Source organism: Bradyrhizobium sp. CFUWI (assembly GCF_056429085.1).
The window spans coordinates 274656-293432 of record NZ_JBWJZE010000010.1 but is presented as its reverse complement, the minus strand read 5'-3'; the positions used below and the strand labels follow the sequence as shown (position 1 = coordinate 293432).

Sequence of the window (18777 nt, the reverse complement as noted above, 5' to 3'; positions counted from 1 at the left end):
TTTTGGTACGGCATATCTTTGGGGTCGGCCTCGATCGGCCGTCGATCAGCTTGGCCTCAAGCCAAGATGAGCTTTGGTCGCCAGGCTAAGGACACGCTCGCGCGTTCGACTTTTCGCCGCATCGAGCAAAATCGCGCCCGCCCAGCGATAGACGTTATTCTCCTTGATCTGTTGCCGCATCAGTCTCATCCGTTCGGCCTGCTCTTCTACGGGCATGCTGAGCGCCCGATCGATTGCCGATGCCATCTCTTCCGTATCGTAGGGATTGACGATGAGTGCCTCCGACAGTTCTCGCGACGCCCCGGCAAAGCTTGACAGGATAAGAACCCCTTCATTGTCGTCTCGTGAGCTAACGAACTCCTTTGCGACGAGGTTCATTCCATCATGGAGGCTGCTGACGACGCAGCTATCGGCGCCTCGGAACAGCCGGAACACGTCGGCAGGCTCATAGTGCATTGGGACCAGATGGATCACATCTTGCCGTCCATGGTGCCGTTCGTTTATCTCCGCAGCGAGGGCCTCTGCTTCAGCCTGCAGCTTGGCGTAGGCGTTCAGCTTGCTTCGTGTTGGCGCCGCAACCTGGATGAATGCAAGCCGATCCCTCCACGCCGGATTTCGTGACAGAAGCGCATCGACAGCTCTCATGCGGTCAAGGATGCCCTTTGTATAGTCGAAGCGTTCGACACCGACGATGAGACGTGTACATTCAGTCAATCCGAATTGCTTGATGAGGTCCGACCTGCATTCAGCCGCCGGCGGCAGCTGCCTCAGCTCTTTCGGCGGCCATTCGATTGAAATTGGGTAAGGCCTTATCCTGGTTTCGTGACCTCCAAGACTTACCGCTTGCAACTCGCGTTCGATTCGGCTTTCGACGAAGCGATCGACACCTTCTATGAAGTTGTTGCAGTGAAACTGGGTGTGAAAGCCCACGATGGTACTTCCCAGCATGCCTTCGATGATGTCTTCCTTCCAAGGGCAGATGCCGAACGTTTCGGCATTCGGCCATGGTATATGCCAGAAGGTTATGATCGTCGCTTTGGGAAGACGCCGGCGGATCATTCTCGGAGCAAGCGCGAGGTGATAGTCCTGGACCAACACAACAGGATCGTCAGTGCGCGCCTCGGCCACCACCGCATCGGCAAACCTCTGATTGATTGATTGATACATTTGCCAATCGCTGAGCCTGAATGTAGGACGCACGAATACGATGTGGCACAAGGGCCAGAGCCCCTCGTTGGCAAAGCCGTAATAGTAGCCATCTTGCTCTTCCTCAGAGATCCAGATGCGCCGAAGGACATAAGCCGCGGACGACTCGGGAACTTGGATTCTGTCGTGCTCGTCGACCGTCTCGCGGTCCGCGCTGCCGCTACCATGCGCGATCCAGGTGCCGCCACAGGCCCGCATAATTGGTTCCAGGGCCGATACCAAGCCGCTCGCTGGTCGCTGTACGACAATCCCCTTTTCCAAGGCACTATGATTATGGATGTATGGCTCCCGGTTTGACACGACGAGAACGTTGGCCCCGGGGAGCGCGCCATGAAGCACTTCTTGCAGCGATTGAGGTGTCCAGTCGATTTGGTTCGTGAGTGGAATGTGTTCGGCGTCGCGCAGCAGCTTGTGAATTTCGCGATCGATCGATGAGCCCGTGATTGGGGGCGGCCCGTTCTCACCGCGACGCACTTCCTCAACCGCGCGCTTCAGGGAGTCCATCCACCGTCGCAACATCAGGACAGCGAAGATGATCGTACCGACGGTAAGAACCAGCACGACGCTCGCCAAGGCGGCAAGCAGATAGGCAAGCACCTGACTGGATCGGGCTGCTGCAAAGCTAAGATCGGTCAAAATGACAAGGTAGGAGCGGCCAGAGTTGCTGGAGACTGGGAATGCCGCGACGAGAATGCGTCTGCCGCCACTTATGATGCTGGCGAAACTTTCGTCCTCTGACTTAGCCAACTTCTCGCATGAGAAGTCCGTCGGCATCTCCGGCGTTGACGCCACCAACCCACCTCCCTGATCGCAAAAGCCGACGGCAAGAATCTTCTTGTCGAGCGCGACCCTCTTGAAGAGGTCCGAAAGTCGGTTCCAGGCTCGGTCTTCCACATCGCGATCGAGCAGCGGCTGGATGGCGTTGAAAACCAGCCTCGACCTTGCCTCGACATCGCTGCGGGACCATTGTTGTACGATTCCCCCTGTAAAAGGCGAGATACCGAACGCTACGATCGTAGCGACCGCGATGCCGAAGACACCGTAGCGAAGGAGATCCTTGTATGAAATTGGTATCACTATGGCTCAACTTGATCGTTCGCGGCCAGCTGCCTGGGCACCGTGGCGACGCTGCCTACGCGCGAAATGAGTGTCTGGCTCAAAGCGAGCGCACCAGCATTTCTTGCGCGCTCCGAATCACACGTGCGGGACGACGCTGTGGAGAACTCGACATATATGAACGCCGCCCTCAGTCTTCATGTTCGCTTGGGAGCTGCTCACTTGGCTCCGCTCGAGGGCGCGTCTTGTTGCAGGCGAGGCAGACCGCACGTGCCACCTGCGCTCCTGCGACAGCCAGACGTTCATGCCGGTGAGGCGTCTTCTCATCGCACGAGGCGCAGTATGCCTGCGGATGAGCGCAGACAGCCGTTTGCCATGATTTGATCCGCATGATGCCCCCCGCGCAATATCTATTGCGGGCCGCTCGTCAGCAAGCATCAAACGGTCAGACGAATTGGCTACGGTACGACAGCGTACGGTATTTCGTCGCGCGGCAGTTCGACCGCGGCTTTCACGCAAATGCCCCAGTCCGCGTTAGCAGGAATGACAATGGCGGATGGCTCGCAATAACGGGGACTGGGCCCCGGACGTTCGGTCGGCCGGGGCCCAGTGATTGTCAGGGACAAGGATGCCGCATTCCGTCGTATCCAAGATACGTTCCAGATGTCGGATCGTACGAGCGATACCGCTGCGAGCAATATGCGTTCGCATTTGCCTGCGCCTGACTATTGGCGATTGCGCCGCCAATCACAGCGCCTGCTGCCAAGCCGCCCAGCACCGCCGCGCCAGACCCATAGTGGTGCCTATAGTGGGGCCTGTGCCAGCCGCCCCAGCGATGTCCCGTGTGCCTATGCCAGGGCCGGTATTGCACCTGCTGGACTTGAACGTCCTCAGGAACCGCGCTTGGTGCAATCGGGGCGGCGAGGACGGCAGTACTCATGGCCGCCGTCAACGCCGTCACCAGTGTTACGCTTTTCATCAATGTCATTGAGAGATCCCTTCTTCTTTCGGTGAGATGTAACGATGGGACCCGACCGACGTTCCGAGAGTGAAGCGGGCATTCGAAGTCAAATGGTCGCAACAGATCACTCGCTGATAGTTTCCTCGCGGGTGTACTCCAGCGCGAAGACGAACCTTGTACGTTGGCGTACCGTAGGGACCAGGAAGAGATTGCCTCGACTTCATCCCGGCGCCACTTCCGCGTTTTTGGCTCGGTACTCTTTCAATGCAATTAGGCTGACGAGGTGCGGTATTCATTCGAACTCGTCATCCGATTGCGAGAACAAATCGTGCGACTACGTCCATCGCAAACGCTGCTGCGAAATGTCGAAAGAGGGCGTCACGTGTCCTAAACCAACACTTCAGGAAACATGTGTTCGCCAGAAGGGCGCCAGTGTCGTTGCACCTGAAAGGACCGGAGCGAGACGATCCATCCGTCGCCTCCCAGACATGTCGACGGGCAGCACCGTCACTGCGAGCAGTCCGATCGATAAGTGCGCAGCGGAAAGCGCCGTTCAGGGGGAGGACGGTTCTGTCAATCTACAGGCACTTTCCAGGGGATGCCCTGCGAAGCTCATCGCGCGCCATAGGGGCAGATTTCGCGCTGATGTACGCCCCCGAATGGACAGCCGAGCGCAAAAATCGCCGGGTCATAGCGTAAGGCATATGATTACTGCTGGCAGGGCTAGTCCTTTCGAACCCTGAAGGCATCAGAAAAAGCCGGGATGCGATGCGGACTATTGTGAATGATATGCGTGATGGGGATCAAGTGCCGAGAGTACGCTCTAGCAAGACAATCAACCACGGGCCGCAGTTCGGTCCGTGGGGCAAAGGCGTAACCTCCTGCCTTAACCTCCAGGAAGCCGTCCTTGCGGAGAGAAGTCAGAGCGGCTGCCATCTCGGCCCTGCTCGCGTAAAGTCGAGCAGCGAGAGCATTTACATCCCAGCGCTCAGCGGGCCGCTTGTGGAAAAACAAGAGGGCTTCAAGTTGCACCACCGAGTGAATGTAGCGGCGCACCAACTCCTTGACCTCGTCGGGCAGCGTTTCATCAGACATATTCGACCTCAGCCAGTACGGCCAAAGCTGATCGATTCAGAATGGAAGTTCAAGATTACTCTCATATCGCCCCAAACATGCCGGCCAGAAGGCAGCCGACAGGCGGCGTCACCTCAGGTGACACCGCCTCGATGAACAGTGATGAAGTATGACCGAAGCCGGCCTCAGCACTCGAATTCAGGCATCATCTTCAGCTGATCCTTGTTCGCGTTCAGCACCACATGATCCGGATACCAGTTGGCGCTTCGTTGGCCTACGCGTTGATGAGCTTCCCGTCGCGCTCACCGAGTTGGCGTTACCGGTCTGGCCGGAACGCCCAGCATCATTGTGGACGCGAGAATGCAAAGGGAATTCCTCATAAGATAACACCTAATGTCATTGGATCTCGTCAGCTCATCGAAGGCACGGAAGCCTTGTTGCTCGAATTCCATATGCTCCTGCGAGGCATTTATCCCACCAGCTTGATGCGGCTGCGCATCTTTTGACGAAGCATTGCACGCGTGACGGAAGGGTTACAAACAATGAACACGACCATAGCGATTATGTCGTCCCTGGTACGATCGCAGCAAGGGTTCTCGTAAGCCGCAAGAAGCCGTTGAGCTTCCTCCAAGGCGGCCACCAGAACCTCGCTATCGCTTCGGACCTTGGTCTCTTGCGCTAACATTTCGCTCTCCACGCCTGCCAATCTGCTCCATAACCGGGCTCTGTTCGCTGCCGAAAATAAGAATAGCAGCCGTCGGGACTACCGCTCACGAATATGCGATCGGGAGATGCGACGCCGTACAATATCGGTTGTGGGCCGACAGGATGATACCCTGACATTCGCAAGCCATCCCTTTCAATCTGGCAACGTCCGTGATGGTCATGCCGGCCCTGCGGGATCTGATCACTCCCTTGTGCACGAGGTCTCCAACAGCGACGGTAATTCCGGCACGTCTGACCGCAAGGGCGTTCGCTATGTAGCTGTGCGTGAACGGGACTTCTGGAGATCCGAGCCTGTCACTCGCAACTACGAGCCATCGCGCAAGGCGTTGGTGCAGAGAGTGTCGCGAATTGCAAGCCGCCAGCTGTGAACTATGGATCAGGATCGCCTGAATATATCCCAGGACGATCTTTTCAAGCTCGGCATCGCGCTTAATCAGAGCAATCAGCACACTCGACTCGATCCGCAGCGCCTGCCCCGCCAACCGCACAGTACAGCGGTGCGGCGACGTCTGCATGCCGAGGACCAGCGGCACGCCAACAAAATCTTTCATCCCTAGTGTGTGGATCTCTACCGGCAGACTGTCGCCAGCTCGCGTCGTGACGGAACACCCGCCGGACTCGATGAAATAGCCGTATCGAAGAGGAGTGCCGCGGTCGTAAAGAACCTGACCTTTGCTCAAAGACACTCTCTCGCACCTTTCGAGCAAACAGCGTTGCGCTGGGCCCGACAGGCGCATGACGATTTCGTTGCAGGTGAGGCCACAGCAGCTCTCACCATATGCGTTTCGCTTCAGGAAGAGCGCGCTATTTTCGCTTAGCAGCGGCCGTGTCGATGAATGTTCCATACCGAGCCCAATTCTAGACCGTGCCAGTGATTGTCTGTACTATGGGATGAAATGCGGTCCCCTGGCAGTCGGGGTGACCGACCTATCTTGTCGGGAAAACCCTGACGCGTGAGAGATCCGACGGAACGTCGAGGAAGTGCGGAGACGTGGGCGTTTGGTTATCGCATTTAAACCCAGGGGGAAACGAGGCAGGGGCTTCGGCCACCGGTCGCGCGGCACGCCGCCCCCTGGTCCTCGTCTTCATTGCAGCTGCGATGCCTCTTGCGCTGTTTGCCGGTTGGGTCGTGTTTCTGAATGCGCAACAGCAGCGCAGGGATTCGCAGGCAGCCGCTGTCGAAACGTTAGATAGTGTCGTGAGCCGACTGGCCTCGGAGATCGGTCTGCAACTCGAGATCGCGGAAACCATTGCGGCTTCTGCCACGCTCGATAAACCCAACCTCGACGCCTTTTATCGAGAAGCCGCGCGGGTCAACGAAGCTCGGCCTCTTTGGCAGACGATACAGCTCGTCGATCCCGACGGAAATCAGGTGCTTGACGTTACCCGTCCTCTTGGAGACGAAATGCGGGCTACCACCGACCGCGAGAATTTCGAGCAGATCCTCAAGACGCGTAAGCCTGCCATCGGAGGGGTAGGACCGCGCGGTCGGGTCACCGGTAAGAGAGTCGTTGCCGTGAGGGCTCCGGTTGAACGCGATGGGCGGTTGAAGTTTGTACTTACTGTGGCATTAGTTCCTGATGCGATAAGCCAGATATTGCAGAGCGCAGGAGCTCCAGCAGGCTGGGTCGGGTTCGTCGTGGACGCCAAAGGCAACATCGTCGCTCGCACAGCTGGCGAGCAATCGGAGCTTGGGCAGTCTGCCAGCGAGACTGTCCGCCAGGCAATCGCCGGAGCACCGGAAGGAAGTTACGTCAAAACGACATCGTCGGGTGACCAGGTCGACTCGATCTACAAACTCATACCTGGAACGAGCGGCTGGTCCGTCCATTTCGGGATACCGACGCAAGAACTCAACGGTCCTGTTCAGCGCTCCGCCATCTTTCTTGCAGGCGGCGGCATCCTCAGCTTCTTGCTGGCTCTAACATTGGCTTGGTATACGATCCGTGACATCTCGTTGCGTCGACGCGAGCAAGAAGCACAGGCGGCCTTGGCCCTCAGCGCCAGCGAAGAGCGACGCAGGCTCACGATAGATGCCGCGGAGCTGGGCGTATTCAGCTGGGACTTCAGGACCAGAGAAGCGCTCGTATCACCTCGCGCACGGGAGATGCTTCAAGTTCATGGATCGGCCTCCGACGGAGATACAATTCTCGGCTTTGATCGCATGCTGAACGGCATTGATCCGGCCGACCGACAGCGCTTTGAAACCTCACTGTTGAGTTGCCGTTCGGGAAACGTGGCGGTGGTGGATTTTCGAACCGTGCCACCGCGCAGCCGATGGTTGCGTGCGAGTGGGCGATTGTCTCGGCTGGATGACAAGAACTTGGACGTCGTGTATGGAGTCATTCTGGACATCGACGAGACAAAGCGAGCCGAGCTCGAACGGCAGCAGCTGCTGCGACGCCTGTCGGAGGCCGAAGAGAACGAGCGTCGGCGAATTGCAAGGGAGCTTCACGATCAGATCGGTCAAACGGTTACCGGCCTTCTTCTCGGCCTGAAGAATCTTGAGCAGTTTCTTGGAGCCAGCAGCAAGCGCAAGCTCGGCTTGGAGAAGCTGAATTGGCTGCAAGGACTTGCGCGAGAGATCGGACGCGATATCCATCAGGTCGCCTCGGATCTGCGACCGACGGCCCTTGATGATCTGGGCCTCTATAAAGCATTGGAGGCATTCTGTGCGGAGATCAGCCGCCGGTTCGGGATCAGCGTTGATTTTCAGTCTCTTGGCAGAAAGGAACGGCTTGGCCAGGATATTGAGATTGCCGTCTATCGCGCCGTCCAGGAGGCCGTAAACAATGTCGTCAAGCACGCCCGTGCACGCAACGTGAGTGTGGTCATCGACCGCCGCACAGCGGAGCTGAGGATCGTTGTGGAAGACGATGGGAGCGGGTTCGACTTGCAGGAATTCTTGCTTGGCGATAGCCGCCATTCCAAACTGGGCCTATCCGTGATGGAAGAACGCCTTACGTTGTTGGGCGGATCTCTGGCGATCGAGTCTGAGACGGGCCACGGCACCTCTCTCTTCATGAGAATTCCGGTGCCAGCAGAGGAGATGGGCTATGTGCCCGATCCGGATCACGTTGACTGATGATCATCCGCTTGTTCTGGCCGGGATGAAAGCCCTGCTCCAGGACGTTGAGGACATTGAGATCGTAGGCGAAGCGACCGACGGGCAGACGGCGTTGGACGTCATTCGTCAGACCACTCCCGACATTGCCATCCTGGACATCTCGCTTCCGGGCCTCAGCGGCCTCGAAGTCGCCCGCACAATAGCGACCCAACTCCCACAAGTTCGATTGTTAGCTCTGACGGTGCATGAGGACCATGCCTACGTTCAACCCATGCTGCAGGCCGGAGCACGCGGTTATCTGTTGAAGCGGTCCGCGGCAGATGAGCTCGAACGGGCGGTACGCGCGATTGCCAGCGGCGGATTGTACCTAGACCCGGCGATCGCCGAGAAAGCCATTCCTTCGCCATCCGGCGCTCATCCATCCGCCGAACCGACAACGAGCGAACTGACACCCCGCGAGAGTGAGGTTCTCCGGTTCATCGCTCAGGGATTCAGCAACAAGGAAATCGCTGGTCAGCTAAATATCAGCATTAAGACCGTCGAAACCTACAAAGCCAGAGCGGTCGAAAAACTTGGGCTCTTCACGCGTGCCGACATCGTTCGCTACGGCGTCGCACTGGGTTGGCTCAGCCGCCAGGCGAAAGAGCTCTGAGCAACCCTGATCGACGCTGACGAGGCGAACTCGCCTTTTTGCGCGCGGTCCCCTCCGCCGTCAGGAATATCCCGACAGGTGGCGTCAAACTCCTGACTATCTTGCGATGCGCTGCTCATAATCATTTGTAGACGTGAAGCAACTAGCCTTGCTGGACTCTGGATGAGAAACGTATTTTTTCGAGCGCGCGCCGGCCGAAATGTTTTTGTGCAGTATCGGAAACTGCCAAGGATTGCAGCCTCCCCAAACTCACGCTCGGATGCTCGCATAGCGAGGATTGCGGCGTGCGTATACCTGGCCTGTCTGCTGCTGTCGGCCTATGCGATTGCTTGAGCGCGACGGTCTTGAGCCACAGACCCAAGCGAAGCATTACCAAATTTCCCGCTGGCATAGACGCGCAATCGGCTGGAGCTTATCTGATCATGCGTGTCGTCCTGCTGCTATTGTTAATCGTAATCCCTCTGACCGCTCTCGGCCTCGCAACGTTGGAGATTGCGGCTCGGCGATTTTCGCAACGACTCAAACGCCAGCTGCCGATCTAGGCGAACATCCCCAAGGTCGAGTAAAGGCGGATCGCGATGTTGCGAGCTTGTCATGCTCGAGCTATGCAACATTCGTATTATTTGGGTGTTTGCGCGACGTGTAGTGGCCGTATGCTGGAATGCCCCAGGGGCCGGTCAGTTGCATTTGTATCTGCCCCGCGTAGCCGCTGCTCGGCCTGCGCCTTCGGGCGTGAGATTCATCGCGATCGAGTGCCGAGCCTCGCTTCAGAAAGAGGTCTCGCTCGCTACGCCTACTGAATGCCCCCCAGCCCGTGATTATGTTACGCGCATCGCGTCGGAACGAGAGCACTCCAGGCTATGTACGTTATTGAGAAACAAGGCCCTTGGTTCCGGCGTTAGGCTGAGCGGTTTCTTCTTTTCGGAACCGCGTGCGAGGCTGTCTAGAAAATAGAACTCTTGCAAGGCTCAAGTATCTAGAGTCATTCAAGGAAGATCCGCGTGTAGCCAGAGTTCATGTCGCACTCCGGGGTCAGGAAAATCCCGACCTCGTGAACCATTCTCCCGACTAAAAGAAAGTAGCTGTTTGCTGTCTTATTCAGTGTCTTCACCATATTCGGCAGCATGCGGAAAACCACCACCATTCCTGCCGGAAGTTTAGTCGGCTGATGGCGCTCCGGGAGCAGGCAATGCATTCGTCACACGCTCTGAGGCGGCCCGTCGTCGGCAAGGCGACGAAGAGGCCTGCCGATATTTCAGCCGTACTGGTGCTTTCCGCGATGATCGTCACGGGGTTCGTCGTCAAAGGAACGGTAGCGAACCACCGCGCGCTCGTTGCTTCCAACATGCCGTCGCCTGTTTTAGGTGCCCCTGCTGGGCAGGCTCAATGACCCGCTTTGACTTCCCGCCATGATCAGAGAGCGAAATTGCCGGACAGAAGCACTGCTCAGTGCCGCCAAACTCGTGAAACGGCCAATTTTGCCGCCAATATTCACTGGGCTCGCCGCTGTCGCGGTGGCTTGGACACTATTGGAAATTCTCACAGAGCTGGATGGCGTCAACTTCGGGCTTGTGCTTGGCCTCTGCTATACCTTGACTCTTGCTCTCGCATCTCGACGAGAGAAACAGTTCCAGGACGAATTCCGGCGTGAGCTTGAGCGACTTTGCCGGGACAGATGAGCAGATGACTCTTAAGCTGATGTAGCTTGTCGTCGCATCAATCGAACGCGTCACGACGCTCGGCGAATGCTCACGATAAACAAGCAGACCGGAATTGCACGCCGACCCAATCGACTCCAATCATGGGGAAGTTGAGCAGGTTCCCCGCGTCAGTTCCTGGATAAGCGAAAGAAATTGGAAGCGAGGCGGCCCCAGAAGCCTAATGGCGAGACGGCTGAGCAAATGCTAGGAGCTGTCGCGACTGAGGCGTCATGGCATTACTCCTGCAAAAGCAGTGATTGCCGTTGTGCTGCTGCGGGCGCGCGGCCCACTCTCCCTTTTCATCCACCCACCGACGCCCATTTTGCGGCGGAAACAAAAGAGCGGTGGCCGCCCATCGAAAGCAAAGAAAGCACCGCCGACCTGCCTTCCAACGCGACCTGGTCCAGCCAAGGCAGATTTGAGGGCCTCCTTCTCTAGAGCAGCTCGGGCTGACCGCACAAGGCGGGTTGGAAGGGCCCGTTTCTCGTCTTTCTTCAGCGCCGCCGCACCCGTGCCAAGGCAAGGGAGTAGACGCCAACGCGACATGGTATCGCGCCGATGGCCCCTATCTCAACAGCCATCGGAGACGAGTTCAGCGCGCCACTCGTGCCAGCCCCTCTTGAATTGCGCCTGAGCGGAGCCGCCTCCTCGCAAGCACGAGGGTTAGATTCGGCGCACACGAGCGGGCGAGAGGTTGAATTGTCGATTTCGCGAGGTATAAGGGCATCGGGTGATCGCAGCTTGAAGCAGCGACAGGTTGAGCGATGGTCGGGCCGCCTCGCGGAGTGCGCGCGCCCTATGGAAAAGCCATCCTTTTCAGAAAACCTTCCACGTAGCCAGCGGCTGGCCGAACAAGCCCTGACGACGCTACAAGGATTCCTGCACGTCGAGGCCGTGAGCGGAGGCGTGCTGCTGGTCGCCGCCGTCTTCGCACTGGCCTGCGCCAATTCGCCGCTTGCCCGCGACTATCACGCTTTCTGGAACCTGCCGCTCACGATCGGCGTCGGTGAATTCCTCTTCTCGAAGTCGTTGCACTTTTGGGTCAACGACGGGCTGATGACGATCTTCTTCCTGGTCGTTGGATGGAGATTCGGCGCGAAATCCATGAAGGCGAGCGGAATTCCTATTCGGCGCACTGCGGGAAGGGACCTCAGCCGCTCTCGCTTGCAAACCACGTCACGTCAGCTGTTTCACGCCCGAGGTCGGTGCTTGGCTCAAGGAGCGTCGGATCAGCCGCGTCGCTGCGGACCCGGCGCGCGGACCTGCCGGGCGGGTGGCCGGGACTGCATTATTTTCGGCTGCATGGAGCGCCGCGCATTTACTACTCCGCCTACGACGGGGCATACCTTGGCGCGCTGAAGTCAGGGCTCGGTGCTGCATCGTCGTCAGGCGAGGCCTGGTGCATCTTCGACAACACCGCCGCCGGCGCCGTGCTCCAGAACGCACTCGACTTGCTTCCTTGAAGGGCCTGCCTTGGACGGCGGGCGGGCCACCCGGGTTAGTACGGACTTTAGGGCCACCGGCCGTTTTGAAATCCCTCCTCAGGCAATTCTCCGAGAGGATCAAGCTTGCCGCAAACGAAGCTATCCTAAAGGCGCATTTTGGCAAGCCATAAACCCAAAGGCGCATGGCTTTCTTGAGTCAAAGAGACCGGCTATGGCCCATCGCGTCGGTTCGTTGGGCCCGCCGTCACGTCCGAACCTAAGCGTAGACCAGACCTTGGTCGAGCCGGGCTGAAACCGTGCCGAATGACCAAAGGAGACGCTGAGGCGGCGCTTCGACAGGCCACTTCGGCTCGCGCGCGCGACCAAGACGGTTCAGTCTTGCGAGCGCAGCCCTGCTTCGATGCGCTGGATCAGCCGCTCCCGCAATGAAGGCACCACGTTTCCAAGGACGACGAAGGTGCGGACGATGGGCAGATACGGCTCCATGGCCGCCGTCAGTTCCGCGAGCGACGTGCCGGCCAGCCGCGCGTATTCGGATTGCGCCGCTGCATTGGTCGCGCGCGGACGCTCCGGATTGTCGGCGATTTCCGGCGCGAGTTCGGACAGGATGACATGCAAGAACCCGAGGTCGAGGGCGGCGGGCCCGCGCATCGCGAAGGACCAGTCGACGAGCTTTGGGCCTTCCGCCGTCATGACCACGTTGCCGGGACTGAGGTCGCAATGGCAAAGCCCGTCGCCGGGCGGTAGGCGATCAATCAGTGCGAGGACATCGCTGGCGAGGTGCTTCGGGACCATACCGTCGTCGTGCCGCAACTCGCTCTGCATATACTCGCGCATCGAGGGGGCCTCCGGCGGCGGGGGCGTCTTGTGAAGAGACATGGCCAGAGCCGCGATGATCGCGCCCGCCTGTTCGAACGTCACCGCGCCGGTCCGCGAGAGATGCCACAGGGTCGGTCCGTCGAGGCGCTCCAGCACGATGCCGAAGCGCCCGTCCAGTGTCATCTCGCCGAACACCTCCGGCACCGGGAGGCCGGCGGCGCGCACGGCGCAGATCATGCGCACCTCGTGCCGGCCGAGCAGATGAGAGATGCCGGCCTTGAACAGCTTCACGACCTGACCAGGCGCCCAGGCGTAGGCTTCGGAGAAGGCGCCTTCACCGATCTTTTCCCCCAGCGATTCCTGCATGCTCGTCCTCCGTCGTGCGGAGGAAACACCGGTGGCGAGCAAAAAGGAACCCCTCTTTCAAGCAGAGCCCTTCGTTGGTCCCAAGTCCGGTTGTGGCCCGCTGCTGACCTTGGCGCTGATGAGGCCGGTGGGTGTTTAGGGTAGACCGGACCAGCCATTATGCAGCGGCGAAGTCGCAGTTTGACCCGAATCGGACATACCCTCAGAAGACGCTCGCCGTCAGTCGGCGACTTGCCTTTCGAGCTCGTCTAACAAGCCTCTAGCAGTCTTCAAATCCACAGTCGCGAATCCTTCAGTAAAAAGGGAATAAACCTCGGCTAGTATCACCCTTGCGTCACGAAGCCGGCCCTGCCGGACCATCAGCTTTGCGAAGCTCGTCGAGGTTCGAAGCCGCCACGACAAGGCGCGCTGATCGGCGGCAATGGTCAAAGATTGCAGGAAGCACGATTCGGCGCCGCGCAGGTCTGAGGCGTCCGCCAACAGGTCTCCATATACACGCAACAAATCCGGCGTATCATAGACGGCAGTTTGCTCCGCAATGGGGGCGATTTCGCTCATGAGGTTTAGGGCCTGATCGAGGTGCCCATCAGCGGCGAGGCCTTGGGCCAAAGTGCAGGTAAGCCAAGGGGTGTAAAGATTGTATTTCTCGACATGCAGGTCGTTCAAGGACTCCCGCAACAGTCTGATGCCAACGCCCAGCTCGCCGCGCCGGACGAGAATATCGCCCTTGAGGCCGACACCGACCGACCTGAAAGGGGACAGAGAGTGCTCGTCGGCATGCTGTATCAGCCGCTCGACGTAGTCTTCCGCCGTTGCCAGATTCCCCGTCCAATGGAACACGCTTGCACCCCAGATAAGTGCAAGGCAGGCGGTCACTGGATCTTGTTGCTCTAGAATTGACGCGGCATGGGCTGTTTCAGTCGCCTGATCCGCAAAGCCCTGCAACCAGAGAGTCCTCGCAAGAACGATTTCCGGATCCCCGTGAAAGCCGAAGAAATTCACAGCGAGCCGCTGGAGGCTCGCAGGCCTCCGAAGGGACGCTGCCAGTGCGGCCCGTGATTCGGTTAGATTGCCACTCAAATGATGGGAAATTCCTGTCATCACCTGCGCCGCGGCGATCGCCGTGAGGTCGCCAAGTTTCCGCGCAATCGCTTCGGCGCGCAACGCGGTCGGCAAAAGCCCGGCGATATTTCCGACCCGACGATCATACATGTGCAGACCGCTGAGCAGCCGGAGTTGCGAAGCCCGGTCGTCAAGCGCCTCGGCAATCTCCAGTGCGCGCTCAAGGGCCGAACGCGCCTGCTCGCTGTTGCCCCTAGTGAACATCATGGAATAGCCTAGCTCGGTCAGAAGCATCATTTCGCAACGTGATGCGTCCATGTTCCCATCGAGCACCGCAAGCGCCCGCTCGCACCATTTTTGGCACTCACCGAGCAGCGAGATTCCGGCGAACAATCGAGCCGCCCCGGCCGCAAGCTGCACCCCGAGGCTTGCATCCCCGGTCCCGGAAAAACTCCATTCCAGGGCTGTCCGAACATTTCCGAGTTGTTCGGCACCGAGCGCCGCAGGCGATTGCGGTGCGGTTGTCGGGTCCATTCCATTGCGTGCAAGTCTCTCCTGATAATGGAGCGCGTGGCGACGGGCAATCACGTCCGCTTCGCCGCTCTCCCTGAGCTTGACTTGCGAGTACGCACGCGTGGTATCCAGGAGCCGATACCGTCTCAATTCCCTGTTGGTCTCCGTAACGACCAGGGACTTGCCTACGAGTTCCGCCAGCGCTTCGACAACTCTCCCACGGTCTATGTGGTCGTCGGCCGCCACCGACTGGGCTTCCTCCAGCGTGAACGGACCGACGAAGACGGACAGCCGCCGCAGCACTATGCGGTCCCGATCTGGAACAAGATCGTGGCTCCACTCCAGTGCTGCATTCAGCGTCTGATGGCGCGCCATGGCCGTGCGACGTCCCTGCCACACCAATTTCATCTTGCTGTCGAGGAGCTCGGCGGTTTCCTGTAAGCCGTGTGTGCTGACGCGACCGGCTGCGAGTTCGACGGCAAGCGCGATGCCGTCCAGCTTGCGGCAGATATCGCCGACGATCTGCGCATCCGCATCATTCAGCTCGCGTCTGTGACCTCCAGCGACGGCCCTTTCAACGAACAGGCGCGCGGACGAGTACTCTAGCAGCTGATCGACGCCGATGGCACGGTCGGCGGGCGGAATAGCCAGCGGCGACAGCGGATAGACGTGCTCGCCGTCGACGCGCAGCGACTCACGGCTCGTAGCCAGGACGCCGGCGCGAGCAGCCCCCTGGAAGATGGCCTCGGCAATTGCCGCGGCCGAGTCGACGACATGTTCGCAGGAATCCAGAACCAACAGCATCTGGCGATCGCGCAAATGGCCCATGATACTGGAAGTCGGGTCACCGGACTGAACCATGAGGCCAAGAGACGCCGCCATTGCATGCGGCACGGAGCCGCCAGGCTTGAGCAAGCCGAGGTCGAGAAAGCAGATTCCGTCCTCGAAGTGTTCAATCAGCCCGTGAGCAACGGCAAGCGCGACCGTGGTCTTTCCAATCCCGCCGGGCCCGTGAATTGTCGTGAATCGGTGTGAGGCCAGAAGTTCTGCAACGGCGCGAACGTCGTCATCCCGCCCGATCACCCGGGCAGGCCGGCGCGGCAGGCCGCTGGCACGTTCGTGGCGCGGCTCAAACGAGACGTTATCCAACGCCGCGTTCCGGCGATCGACTTCACCAACGAAGCAATAGCCTCGCCCAGCCACGTTCGCGATGTAGCTTGCACCGTCCCGGCCGTCCCCCAAGGCCCTCCGGAGGTTCGCGATGTGAACGCGCAGGCTGCTTTCCTCCACGGTGACGTCAGGCCACACTCCCGCAGTCAGCTGCTGCTTCGACATGATGTTGCCGGCGTTCTCGATCAACAGGATCAGAAGGTCGAGTGCGCGGCCACCAAGCGGCACATGCGCATCCTGTTTGAGGAGCCGCCGCTGCGAGGGAAACAAGCGGAACGGACCGAACTCAACGCATGCCAGAGGGGCACTCATCACGCCTCCCGACAGCGTTCAATTCGGATCGTGAATCTCTGATAGGTCAAAATGATATCCTAAAGAAATACGCAGACGCCACGAGCTGGCGCGAAATGGGTCTGCGCCTTCTCGAGCATATTCCGACCATGCTCACGTTAAAGCAAGATTCTGTGCGCATTCATTCCACTATAGCACGGTCACGACCCGCAGCACGTACGGTCGGATGGTCGCAGCCACCGATGGCAACCTTCCAGCTTCATTGAAGGCCGGCCCCTACCCCAACGGGAGATCGCGGCGGGGCCCGACTGTCAGCGCCCATCACAACAACTCACACCGATTCACTGGCATCTGCCGGGTCTATGCGGCCATGGTCTGTCGCAACGCTGGCTCTTCAGCAAGCGGTCATTCACGAAGCGAGCAGGCAGATCATGACTACGAAAAACTCAATGGTTGCCGTGGTTTCTCATGGAGACAGTGCGCCATTCGTCCGCGAGACACTCGCCCGCCCGACGGCTGGTCCGGGCCAGGTCCTGGTTCGTATCAAAGCCAGCGGCGTCAATCCCCTCGATCTTAAAATCCGGAGCGGTAAGGCAGCTCATGCCAAACACCCGCTTCCTGCAGTTCTGGGGATGGACCTGGCAGGAACGGTCGAGGCGGTCGGAGCCGAGGTTACGGCCTTTGCACCCGGCGACGAGGTCTACGGGCTCACTGGAGGTGTCGGCGGTCTGCAGGGATCCCTGGCGGAATTCGCCGCGGTGGATGCGGATTTGCTCGCACCGAAGCCCGCAAACCTCACAATGCGCGAAGCAGCCGCAATCCCGCTGGTCTTCATTACGGCATGGGAAGGCCTGGTCGACCGCGCCGAGGTCCATGCGGGACAGAAAGTTCTGGTTCAGGGAGCCGGAGCCGTCGGCCAAATGGTCATCCAGACGGCTCGTGCCTTCCAGGCGGAGGTGTACGCGGTGGACAAATCTGCTCAGCGCAGTTCGATCGAACAGCTCGGCGCCACGGCCATCGATCGCCACCGCTTCACGGTCGAAGAGTATGTGGACGACCACACCAAGGGGCGCGGTTTCGACATCGTCTACGACACAGTCGGCGCCTTGGACGCTTCATTCAACGCGGTCATGCGCTTTGGTCGCGTCGTCAGTTGCCTGGGCTGGAGCACCCATTCTCTTGCTCCGCTCTCGTTCCGGGCGGCAAGCTATTCGGGCGTGTTTACTCTGCTGCCGATGCTGACCGGCCAAGGTCGAGCCCATCACGGACAAATCCTGCGCGAGGCCACGCGACTGGCAGAGGCTGGAAAGATAACGCCTCGTCTCGATCCGCGCCGATACACCTTCAATTCCGTGGCCGACGCGCATCGGGCGATCGAAGATCGTAGCGCCGTAGGCAAGATCGTCGTCGATATCGACGAATAACCAACCAACACACGAGCACCAAGGAGAATTGTCATGCCTTTCGTCAACGTCAAGTTGGTCGACGGTGTATTCACGCCCGAGGAAAAACACGCCATGGCCAAGGCTCTCACCGATGTGATGGTGAAATTCGAGGGATCGGAAGCCTTCCGCGAAGTGGTTTGGGTGCTGATCGAAGAGCTCCATACCGACGGTTGGCACATCGGCGGACGCCCTTTCGAGGGACCGAAGTCGCTGATGGACACGCTCGGAAAGGCGAAGGCCGTCTACGAAACCATCAACGGGCGCCCGACCACGCGCGAGGAACTTGCCCAGGCCGCCCCCGTCCGCAGCTGACTTTGGCTCTGCAGTTCAACTAGCGCTGCCGAGCGCTATTGCTCCGTCGCGTCAACACAAACATCGATAAAAAGAAGGACCACGACCATGAATACCATCACGACCAAGGACGGCACCCAGATCTTCTATAGGGACTGGGGTTCGGGCCAGCCCATCGTTTTCCATCACGGATGGCCCCTGAGCGGAGACGATTGGGACAATCAGATGCTCTTCTTTCTCGGGCAAGGTTATCGTGTGATCGCTCATGACCGACGCGGCCACGGTCGCTCCATGCAGACCACCAAGGGGAACGACATGGACACCTATGCGTCCGACGTCGCCGAACTTGCGGCACAGCTGGACCTGAAGAACGCGATCCATGTCGGGCACTCGACCGGAGGCGGCGAAGTGGTACGGTACGTCGCAAAGCACGGAAATAGCCGCGTCGCGAAGGCTGCGATCATCAGCGCCATTCCGCCTGTCATGCTGAAAAGCGAAGCGAATCCGGGGGGAACGCCGATGGAGGTATTCGACGGCTACCGGACGGCGCTCGCGGCCAATCGTGCCGAATTCTATCTCGCCGTGGCGCGCGGCCCCTTCTATGGGTTCAACCGGCCCGGAGCGGCAGTCGCCGAGGGCATGATCCGAAACTGGTGGCGCCAGGGAATGATGGGCAGTGCGCTTGCGCACTACGAATGCATCAAGGTGTTTTCGGAGACCGACCTCACGGACGACCTCCGGGAGATCAACGTGCCGATTCTCATCATGCACGGCGATGACGACCAAGTCGTACCGATCACCGATTCGGCCGAGCTTTCGATCAAGCTCGTGAAGAACGGAACGCTCAAGATCTACAAGGGTCTTCCGCACGGGATGTTCGCGACCCATCCGGAGATCATCAATAGGGATCTGCTTGCGTTCATGCGGGAATGA

Annotated in this window: 12 protein-coding genes; 6 read left to right on the top strand and 6 right to left on the bottom strand. The window is 59.3% G+C overall.

Annotated elements, in window-relative coordinates; genetic code table 11:
• Nucleotides 1-45 precede the first annotated feature (45 nt).
• From AC066S_RS23210 to AC066S_RS23195, 4 genes are all read right to left on the bottom strand, one after another.
• A complete protein-coding gene (locus AC066S_RS23210) occupies nucleotides 46-2283 on the bottom strand; it encodes an alpha,alpha-trehalose-phosphate synthase (UDP-forming) (protein WP_235885033.1) in 2238 nt (745 codons plus the stop codon).
• 595 nt (nucleotides 2284-2878) lie between these two features.
• Nucleotides 2879-3202, bottom strand: coding sequence for a BA14K family protein (locus AC066S_RS23205; protein WP_235885049.1), 324 nt, complete (start codon nucleotides 3200-3202; stop codon nucleotides 2879-2881).
• 744 nt (nucleotides 3203-3946) lie between these two features.
• The gene (locus AC066S_RS23200) at nucleotides 3947-4318 is read right to left on the bottom strand and encodes a hypothetical protein (RefSeq protein ID WP_135168503.1); all 372 of its coding nucleotides are present in this window, start codon (nucleotides 4316-4318) and stop codon (nucleotides 3947-3949) included.
• A gap of 749 nt (nucleotides 4319-5067) precedes the next feature.
• Nucleotides 5068-5703 carry a Crp/Fnr family transcriptional regulator gene (locus tag AC066S_RS23195; RefSeq protein WP_235885034.1) on the bottom strand — a complete coding sequence of 212 codons (636 nt, stop codon included), beginning with the start codon at nucleotides 5701-5703 and terminating at the stop codon, nucleotides 5068-5070.
• Between the two features lie 419 nt (nucleotides 5704-6122).
• Here AC066S_RS23195 and AC066S_RS23190 point away from each other — a divergent pair, with 419 nt between their 5' ends.
• The 3 genes from AC066S_RS23190 to AC066S_RS23180 all read left to right on the top strand — a co-directional run bounded on the left by AC066S_RS23190 (nucleotide 6123) and on the right by AC066S_RS23180 (nucleotide 11801).
• On the top strand, nucleotides 6123-8108 hold the full coding sequence (locus tag AC066S_RS23190) for a sensor histidine kinase (protein WP_235885035.1): 1986 nt from the start codon (nucleotides 6123-6125) through the stop codon (nucleotides 8106-8108).
• On the top strand, nucleotides 8080-8742 hold the full coding sequence (locus tag AC066S_RS23185; protein WP_135168506.1) for a response regulator: 663 nt from the start codon (nucleotides 8080-8082) through the stop codon (nucleotides 8740-8742). The genes AC066S_RS23190 and AC066S_RS23185 overlap by 29 nt, the downstream gene beginning before the upstream one ends.
• 2498 nt (nucleotides 8743-11240) lie before the next feature.
• The gene (locus AC066S_RS23180) at nucleotides 11241-11801 is read left to right on the top strand and encodes a Na+/H+ antiporter NhaA (RefSeq protein ID WP_430644548.1); all 561 of its coding nucleotides are present in this window, start codon (nucleotides 11241-11243) and stop codon (nucleotides 11799-11801) included.
• Between the two features lie 458 nt (nucleotides 11802-12259).
• Here the strand turns inward: AC066S_RS23180 and AC066S_RS23175 are convergent, their stop codons facing one another.
• Both AC066S_RS23175 and AC066S_RS23170 read right to left on the bottom strand, forming a co-directional pair.
• Nucleotides 12260-13072, bottom strand: coding sequence for an aminoglycoside phosphotransferase family protein (locus tag AC066S_RS23175; RefSeq protein WP_478270686.1), 813 nt, complete (start codon nucleotides 13070-13072; stop codon nucleotides 12260-12262).
• A 219-nt stretch (nucleotides 13073-13291) separates the two neighbouring features.
• Nucleotides 13292-16129, bottom strand: a complete 2838-nt coding sequence (locus AC066S_RS23170; protein ID WP_135168508.1) for an ATP-binding protein — start codon at nucleotides 16127-16129, stop codon at nucleotides 13292-13294.
• 428 nt (nucleotides 16130-16557) lie between these two features.
• On the opposite strand from AC066S_RS23170, the gene AC066S_RS23165 reads away from it, so the two are divergent.
• The 3 genes from AC066S_RS23165 to AC066S_RS23155 all read left to right on the top strand — a co-directional run bounded on the left by AC066S_RS23165 (nucleotide 16558) and on the right by AC066S_RS23155 (nucleotide 18777).
• Nucleotides 16558-17532: a zinc-dependent alcohol dehydrogenase family protein gene (locus tag AC066S_RS23165; RefSeq protein WP_430644557.1), complete on the top strand. Its 975-nt coding sequence runs from the start codon at nucleotides 16558-16560 to the stop codon at nucleotides 17530-17532.
• 33 nt (nucleotides 17533-17565) lie between these two features.
• Nucleotides 17566-17865, top strand: a complete 300-nt coding sequence (locus AC066S_RS23160; RefSeq protein ID WP_135168510.1) for a tautomerase family protein — start codon at nucleotides 17566-17568, stop codon at nucleotides 17863-17865.
• An 87-nt stretch (nucleotides 17866-17952) separates the two neighbouring features.
• On the top strand, nucleotides 17953-18777 hold the full coding sequence (locus AC066S_RS23155; RefSeq protein ID WP_135168511.1) for an alpha/beta fold hydrolase: 825 nt from the start codon (nucleotides 17953-17955) through the stop codon (nucleotides 18775-18777).